Below are 7955 nucleotides of genomic sequence, written 5' to 3'. Positions count from 1 at the left end.
GCTTACAAACTATTGGAATCGATGAAACTCAAGGATGGCGAATATTATTTGTTGAATGATCATATCGATCGGATGAAACAATCCGCTGATTACTTCGATTACCGATTCTCTGAATTGTGTTTAAGAGATCGACTCCAAAAATATGCGGAATTAAACCTTGGGACGTTGCAAAAGGTAAGGGTGCTACTTAATGAAAATGGTGAAATTGAAGTCTCCGGACAAGCAATCAAGCCCCTTGATGCGGAATTTACGGCCATCCTGGCTGAAACTCCAATATCAAGTGCAAACCCATTTCTATTTCATAAGACCACCAATCGTGATGTATATGAAGGCTTTCAAATGAATAATCCCGACTTCCAGGATGTTCTGCTTTGGAATGAAGAAGGATTAATTACGGAATTCACGAATGGGAATGTTGTGGTGAAGATAAATGGTGAATTCTATACCCCTCCGGTGGACTCAGGTCTCCTTGCTGGAACATTTCGTCAAGACTTGATCAGGAAGAAGGAAATCAAAGAAAAAACCATTTCAAAGGATGACCTAAATAACGCTGAGGAAATTTGGTTTATTAATAGCGTGCGAGGGAAATTAAAAGTCAATTTAACTTTCTAAGCTGATTATTCGTAAAAAGTGAAAATTGAAATCTTTATTGCTGTTTATGGAATGCTTGCGAGTGAAAAAATATTCAATTGCTGACGAATAAACCGGAAATTCAGGAATGAGTATTGGAATAACATTCGGCCGGAGTGTCGCAAATTTCTTCAACGGTTTCATCATGTCTTGTATTAAAATCATGAAAGGGAATCGGGATGAGAGCATTCCGAACCTCATTTTGTTTGACAAGCGCAAAGAAGTTCACGACAGTGAACTTCTATTTCTTTATAAACCCCATGAGATCAATAAAAGGTGGATGGCCTTTTCCAATTCGGCTTCAGGGATCCCTGCAAAGCCCAATATGATTTTTGGAGGGGCATCGTCAATTTTTTCAATAGAATATGTCGATAGTCCATAAATTTTAATATGATTTTCGTTTGCCTTTTGAATAAGTGTCTCTTCATCCATTCCGTTCTTAACGATGAGGACGATATGCAAACCTGACCGTTCACCAATGATCTTTATTTGCTTATGTGGTTTAAACAAATCGATCACTTTATCCAACTTGCGACGGTAAACTTTCCTCATTCGATTCAAATGCTTTTCGAAATCGCCTTCCTTCATGAACTGTGTCAACACATGCTGATCGATCCGAGAAACGGTGGAATGGTAAAAAGATAATTCCTGTTGATGAATTTGTAACAATGGAGCGGGAAGAACCATATAACTGATCCGAATCGATGGCATTAATGATTTGGAAAACGACCCTAAATAAATTACCTTATCACCAGCATCCATACTTTGTAAGGAAGGAATTGTTTTTCCACTATAACGAAATTCACTATCATAATCGTCTTCGATAATATAGCGGTTTGTTGCCCCCTGGGACCAGTTCAACAATCGCGTCCTTCTGTTAACGGATAGGATCGTCCCATTTGGGAAGTGATGTGAGGGAGTGACATACACGACGTCGATCTTCGTATCTTCAATTTGGTTAACCTTTACGCCTTCTTCATCAATTTGCAGGGGGTGGACTTCATTTGGGTAGCTGCGTAAAATCCGGTGAATCAAGTGATACCCAGGATCTTCAACACCATAGATGGCATTTTTATCGAATAGAAGGACAAGCTGCTGCAATAAAATTTCCATTCCTGCACCAATGATGATCTGTTCGGGAACACATTGTACACCACGTGCATGATACAAATAATGGGCAATTTCACATCGTAGTTCATATTCCCCTTGAGAATCCCCCAGTAAAAGAAGATCTTGATGTGATTCATCGATTTTGCTTTTCGTGTATTTTCTCCATTTTTCAAATGGGAAGTGTTCCGTGTCAATTTGGCTGGGATGAAAATGATACAGTAATTCCCTTTTTTTATGATTATTTTTTTCCAAGGATACTTGGTTCGTTTGTGTATATTCTAAATCCTCGAATGTTTGAATATAGTACCCTTTTCTGGGTATGACTTCAACGTATCCTTCAGCAGTCAATTGTTCATATGCAGTCTCGACAGTATTTTGACTTATTTGAAGGAACTCTGCCAATTTCCGTTTGGATGGCAACTTTGTACCGTAAAGAAGACGGCCATCAATGATTTCTTTTTTAATATGTGAATATAATTGTTCGTACAAAGGTATTTCACTTGACCTAATTAAATCACAAGAAAGCATATTCATTTTGTTTCCACCTTTTATAATAATTTAATGATGACCCCATTAAGTTTATTAAAACTGACACTTTCAATGCGGTCAACTATTTTTTATACTAAGTCTAACAAATCCAAAAAATGCAAATATTAGGGGGAAGAGAAATGGAAAAATTATTAGGAACTGAAACAGTAAAAAGAGGAATGGCACAAATGCAAAAGGGTGGCGTAATCATGGACGTCATTAACGCTGAGCAAGCAAAAATCGCAGAAGCATCAGGTGCTGTCGCTGTCATGGCATTGGAAAGGGTTCCTTCCGACATCCGTGCGGCTGGCGGGGTAGCTAGAATGGCAGATCCGCGAATTGTCGAGGAAGTAATGAATGCAGTGTCCATCCCGGTCATGGCTAAAGCAAGGATTGGCCATATTGTTGAATCAAGGGTACTTGAATCCATGGGAGTGGATTATATCGATGAAAGTGAAGTGCTGACTCCTGCTGATGAAGAATACCATATTCTGAAAAGTGATTTCACCGTACCTTTCGTTTGTGGATGCCGTGATTTAGGCGAAGCTGCACGCCGTATTGGTGAAGGAGCATCAATGCTTCGTACAAAAGGAGAACCAGGTACTGGTAATATTGTGGAAGCTGTGCGTCATATGAGAAAGGTACAGTCACAAATTCGTAAAGTGAGCATCATGAGTGATGATGAATTAATGACAGAGGCAAAAAATATTGGAGCCCCTTATGAAATTTTAAGAGAAATCAAACGCACAGGTAAATTGCCTGTAGTTAACTTTGCAGCTGGCGGAATTGCCACTCCAGCTGATGCAGCACTGATGATGGAATTGGGAGCAGATGGCGTTTTTGTGGGTTCTGGTATTTTTAAATCTGAAAATCCAGAAAAATTCGCATCGGCAATCGTTCAAGCTACTACATATTTCACCGATTATGAATTGATTGGCCGGTTATCCAAAGAGTTGGGCAGTGCAATGAAAGGAATTGATATTTCCAAACTAGCTCCGGCAGAACGGATGCAGGAACGTGGATGGTAATATGATAACTATTGGTGTTTTGGGATTACAGGGAGCAGTTGAAGAACACTTGAACCAAATCAAAGCTGCCGGCGAACAAGCAATTATAGTAAAAAAACCGGAACAGTTGCTGGAAATCGACGGCTTGATCATTCCAGGCGGAGAAAGCACTACGATGAGGAAGCTAATGGATCGTTATGGATTTATGGAACCGATCAAAACTTTCTTCGAGGGTAAAAAACCTATTTTCGGTACATGTGCAGGGATGGTATTGGCGGCCAATGAATTGGCTGGCGATGAGAAGGCCTATCTTGGACTAATGGACATTTCCGTGAAACGGAACGGATTTGGACGTCAACGGGATAGTTTCGAGGCTGAACTAACAATCAAAGGAATGGAAGACCCTTATAAGGCTGTATTCATCCGGGCGCCGTTTGCTGATGGAATTGGAGAAGGTGTGGAAGTATTGGCAGTTTATGAAGAGAATGTAGTGGCTGCAAGACAAGACCATGTCCTTGTCAGTGCGTTTCATCCAGAATTAACAGGTGATGATCGTTTTCTGCAACTTTTCATTGAAATGGTGAAGACCTCCGTAAGTAAGGTCGAATTGAAAACCTCCTAAACAAATGAAGCTGTCCTATTAATAGGGCAGCTTCATTTTTGAATGCTCCTATCACTATAAAAATACATATTGCTTGAATTCAATATCCTTTACTTTTATAATATAAAAAGTAAGTAATCACTTACATGCTTTTTATTGGTGAGAGGGGAATGGAAATGACAGCAAGAGTTGCAGTTATTACAGGAGGAGCAAGCGGAATTGGCCGAGCAACATGCTTGAAATTCGCAGCAAAGGGGGACAAGGTCGTCGTTGCAGATTTTAATGAGGAAATGGGACAGGAAACTGTTGAACAGATAAAAGCGGATGGTGGAGAGGCCATCTTTGTTAAAACGGATGTTTCTAAGCAGGAAGAAGTTGAATCGTTAATCAATAAAGCAGTGCAAACATACGGAAGGATCGATATCATGTTTAATAATGCCGGCATTGGTGCAGGCGGTATGATCCTCGATCAAGATATGGAGGGTTACTTCAAGACGATTGGAGTGAACCAGCACGGAGTTGCTTTTGGAATCATGGCAGCAGGACGGAAAATGAAGGAGCTAGATAACAAGGGGGTCATTATAAATACCGCTTCCGTGTTTGGCTACTTAGCTTCCCATGGGACTTTTGCCTATCAGGCAACTAAAGGCGCTGTAAGAATGATGACACAGACAGCAGCTTTGGAATTGGGCGCTTATGGCATACGAGTAGTGGGCATTGCGCCAGGCGGGGTTGACACTCCTATCATACAAGGCTATAAAGATATGGGAATCATCGATAAATTGAATGCAAGTCAAATGCGCGGTAAATTAATCAAGCCAGAAGCCATTGCAAATGCCGTCTATCTATTATCGTTAGAGGAAGCGGATGCGATCAATGGAAGTGTAGTCATGGTCGATGATGGCTATGCATCTTTTAAGTGATTTTCAAAAAAAAAAGAAAACATCGTCCCAATTAGACGATGTTTTCTATTTATGATATATGGGAATATTAATTCTAACAAATCAAAGGTAATATTGACCGATTGCTACCACCGAGATATCATAGAAATAGATTGGTGAAACCGGTCTTATCTTTATAAAAGAAGGTTGATATTTTTGAAAAAAGGGCAGCAAACCAAAGAACGAATCATAAATGTAGCCCGGACTCTTTTTGCCACTAAAGGTTTTGACATGACAAGAACGAATGAAATTGCCTCTGCATGCAATGTTTCCGAAGCTACTATTTATAAATACTTTGACAGCAAAAAAGATTTGCTTTTGGCTACAATCACCCCTAATGAAAATGAGGAACCCGAAGATGTGACTAGCCATCTAGCCACGGATGAACTAGTGGAGAATCATGTTTGCACCATGATAAGAAAAATTCTTGAAAATAAAGAACAGTTTTCAATATTATTTAGGGAAACACAATTCGATCAAGATATTTCAAAGCAATATATAGATCAGATTTTCAAGACAAATGCCAAGCATATTGAAATACAAAAGAGAATAGATAGCGGAGAGATAAAATATATCTCTGACATTATCCTATTTAATGTAGGGATCATTTCTTTTACATTGGCATTATCTACACATTATGAAATCCATCAACAAAAAAAGGAGCCGTATTTTACTCCTGAACGAATTAAGAACATTGCACAACTTTTGGTATATGGTATTCATGGTAAACAAAATCATACATAAAGAAACGGTCATATTTAAAGGCATGTGCATCAAGCCGCAAATATGACCGTTTTATATGCATTCAGAAACGATGCAGTCAAATTTGTGAATCTATTAAACCAGAGTGTAAGATTTGACTTATATTTTTCAGACTATTACGATAAATGTATACTACACGAAATGCTTTACGAAGAATTTATCTGGAAATCATGTAACAATGGAGGGGGATTGTATGAGCGATATCGTAATTTTATCAGGAAGTCCGGCTATTCCATCAAGAACGGACATTTCACTAAAACATATTCAATCATTAGTCGAAAAAGAAGGATTTACCACAGCTTATTTCTCAATAACGGATTTCTCAGCAGATGATTTATTCCAAGGGAAATATAATAGCGAAGATATTTTAAAACTTTCAGAGAGAATTCAAGCAGCCAGAGGAATCATCATTGGTTCACCGGTTTATAAGGCTTCTTATACAGGTGTATTAAAAGCCTTGATTGATTTGCTGCCAGAAGGTGCTTTCAAGGGTAAGCCAGTTCTGCCAATCATGATTGGTGGAAGTAACAGGCATCTATTGGCGATTGACTATGCGCTTAAACCATTAATCTCAATATTAAAAGGCGAACCGCTTCAGGGCATTTACTTTGTTGATAAGGAAATAGATAAACAGAATTCTGAAAATCCGATTAATGATTCACATTTAATTGATCGTGTCCAGAGTCAAGTTCAAGAATTTGTAGAAGCAATACAGTTAAGAAATTAATGAATTTCAAGTAATCCCTTCAACAAAAGGACTGGCATTCAAACGTATTTCTTAAAGTGTTTACATTCGTCAATAATAGGTTTATTAATGAAAATAGACTCATTTTTTTGGAGACTCTATCTAAAAAAATGAGTCTATTTTCGTATTTAAATGAACATAAAATCATAAATTGAATAGTGTGTATAAAAATAACAGTTCATCCATAATATTAAACCAAGTTATTTTATAAGAAAACTCCATTGACAAGGATTAAATATATGTTAATATTTAAAATAATAAAACTTATCCAGAGCGACGGAGGGAATTGGCCCTTTGAAGTCCAGCAACCTGCATGATGGATGCAAGGTGCTACCTCCAACAAAATGTTGATCATTTTGGAAGATAAGGTAATGATATTTACCTTGGGATCTTTCCATCATGGAAAGATTTTTGTTTTTGGAAAAATTTCAGGTAAACCATAACAATGTAAGGTTGTATGGAATTATATAAAATTAAGAAATTCATTTAATCAGCGTCGAAAATAAAATATTCGCGGATTTTCTTAAAGGAGGAACTGGTTTGGATAAAGAGAATCAGCTTGAAGAAATATTTGAACGACTTCAAGAAATGCTTAATTCAATGAAATATGGATCGATTACACTTATAGTCCAGGATGGTAAAATCATTCAAATGGAAAGAAATGAAAAATTAAGAATTAAATAAGGTATCTGCTGACTAGAAAAACTAGAGGCGGGTTTAACTGATATAAAGAGAGTATTGGTTAGATTCGTCTCTTTTTCCTAGAATCAAATAAACTGGGGAAGATTAAAACGGGTATTGATCAACAGTTACTCTAATCTGATACAGCAAGTTTTTAGAGGGGGCTACAAAAGTTGGCTGGATTAATAAACTATGAAAATTTCAATTCAGGGGAATTCCCTGTATTTCCTGAAGACAGTGACACAAAAGGAGCTTTGGAAGTTCTGCAATGGGCGAATGACCATTATGGAAACAAACTGATTTATGCTTGCAGTTTTGGTATTGAAGGCATCGTGCTTACGGATTTATTGGCGAAGGTCAACCCATCGGCAAAAATTGTTTTCCTTGATACAGATGTTCATTTTGAAGAGACCTACCAATTGATCGAGCAAGTGAAGAAGCGCTATCCAAAACTTTCAATCGAAATGAAGAAACCTGCCTTGACGCTTGAGGAACAAGCAGCGGAATATGGGGATGAATTATGGCTTAGTGATTCCAATAAGTGCTGTAACATCCGTAAGATCATTCCGCTTACCGATGTGCTTTCAACGGCAACAGCCTGGCTTTCGGGACTGCGGAGGGAGCAATCCGAAACAAGGGCTAAAACCGAGTATATCAATAAGGATAATAAGTTCAAGTCGGTTAAAATATGTCCACTCATACATTGGACATGGAAAGACGTTTGGCGCTACGCCCACAAAAACGGACTTCCATATAATATCCTGCATGATAATGGATATCCTAGCATTGGATGTAAAACGTGTACAGCACCTGCATTCAATGCAGATGATTTACGCTCAGGCCGTTGGCAAGGAGCACAAAAAACGGAATGCGGATTGCATTTATCTTAAATAAATAGAAACCATAGGGGGAAATTAGCATGACAATCAGTCTACCGCACCGAGGAACAT

At 38.2% G+C, this 7955-nt stretch carries 9 protein-coding genes and 1 riboswitch; of the genes, 8 read left to right on the top strand and 1 reads right to left on the bottom strand.

Features of this window, described 5'->3' with window-relative positions; all coding sequences use genetic code 11:
- Positions 1-612: aminotransferase class IV (locus tag ACFVSH_RS20265; protein WP_387707522.1), on the top strand; the 612-nt coding region annotated here is incomplete at its 5' end.
- Positions 613-879: 267 nt separating this feature from the next.
- Here the strand turns inward: ACFVSH_RS20265 and pdxR are convergent.
- Entirely contained in the window at positions 880-2274 is a 1395-nt protein-coding gene (pdxR, locus tag ACFVSH_RS20260) for a MocR-like pyridoxine biosynthesis transcription factor PdxR (RefSeq protein WP_387707520.1), read from the bottom strand.
- Positions 2275-2408: 134 nt separating this feature from the next.
- On the opposite strand from pdxR, the gene pdxS reads away from it, so the two are divergent.
- The 7 genes from pdxS to ACFVSH_RS20225 all read left to right on the top strand — a co-directional run bounded on the left by pdxS (position 2409) and on the right by ACFVSH_RS20225 (position 7895).
- Positions 2409-3296, top strand: coding sequence for a pyridoxal 5'-phosphate synthase lyase subunit PdxS (gene pdxS, locus ACFVSH_RS20255; protein WP_192204942.1), 888 nt, complete (start codon positions 2409-2411; stop codon positions 3294-3296).
- Position 3297: 1 nt separating this feature from the next.
- Entirely contained in the window at positions 3298-3897 is a 600-nt protein-coding gene (gene pdxT / locus ACFVSH_RS20250) for a pyridoxal 5'-phosphate synthase glutaminase subunit PdxT (protein WP_387598916.1), read from the top strand.
- 155 nt (positions 3898-4052) lie between these two features.
- Entirely contained in the window at positions 4053-4799 is a 747-nt protein-coding gene (locus tag ACFVSH_RS20245; protein WP_260288286.1) for an SDR family NAD(P)-dependent oxidoreductase, read from the top strand.
- 174 nt (positions 4800-4973) lie between these two features.
- Entirely contained in the window at positions 4974-5561 is a 588-nt protein-coding gene (locus ACFVSH_RS20240; protein ID WP_387707518.1) for a TetR/AcrR family transcriptional regulator, read from the top strand.
- Between the two features lie 211 nt (positions 5562-5772).
- Entirely contained in the window at positions 5773-6306 is a 534-nt protein-coding gene (gene ssuE, locus ACFVSH_RS20235) for an NADPH-dependent FMN reductase (protein WP_192204939.1), read from the top strand.
- 279 nt (positions 6307-6585) lie between these two features.
- Positions 6586-6694: riboswitch (SAM riboswitch) on the top strand.
- A 170-nt stretch (positions 6695-6864) separates the two neighbouring features.
- Positions 6865-7008, top strand: a complete 144-nt coding sequence (locus ACFVSH_RS20230) for a YezD family protein (protein ID WP_072273036.1) — start codon at positions 6865-6867, stop codon at positions 7006-7008.
- 182 nt (positions 7009-7190) lie between these two features.
- On the top strand, positions 7191-7895 hold the full coding sequence (locus tag ACFVSH_RS20225) for a phosphoadenylyl-sulfate reductase (protein ID WP_260288317.1): 705 nt from the start codon (positions 7191-7193) through the stop codon (positions 7893-7895).
- Positions 7896-7955: the final 60 nt, after the last annotated feature.

The sequence above is a fragment of the Peribacillus sp. NPDC058002 genome, assembly GCF_042886655.1.
GTDB classification, from domain to species: domain Bacteria; phylum Bacillota; class Bacilli; order Bacillales; family DSM-1321; genus Peribacillus; species Peribacillus aracenensis.
Note: the sequence above shows the minus strand (reverse complement) of the source record. Positions and strands in the feature narration are given on the sequence as shown.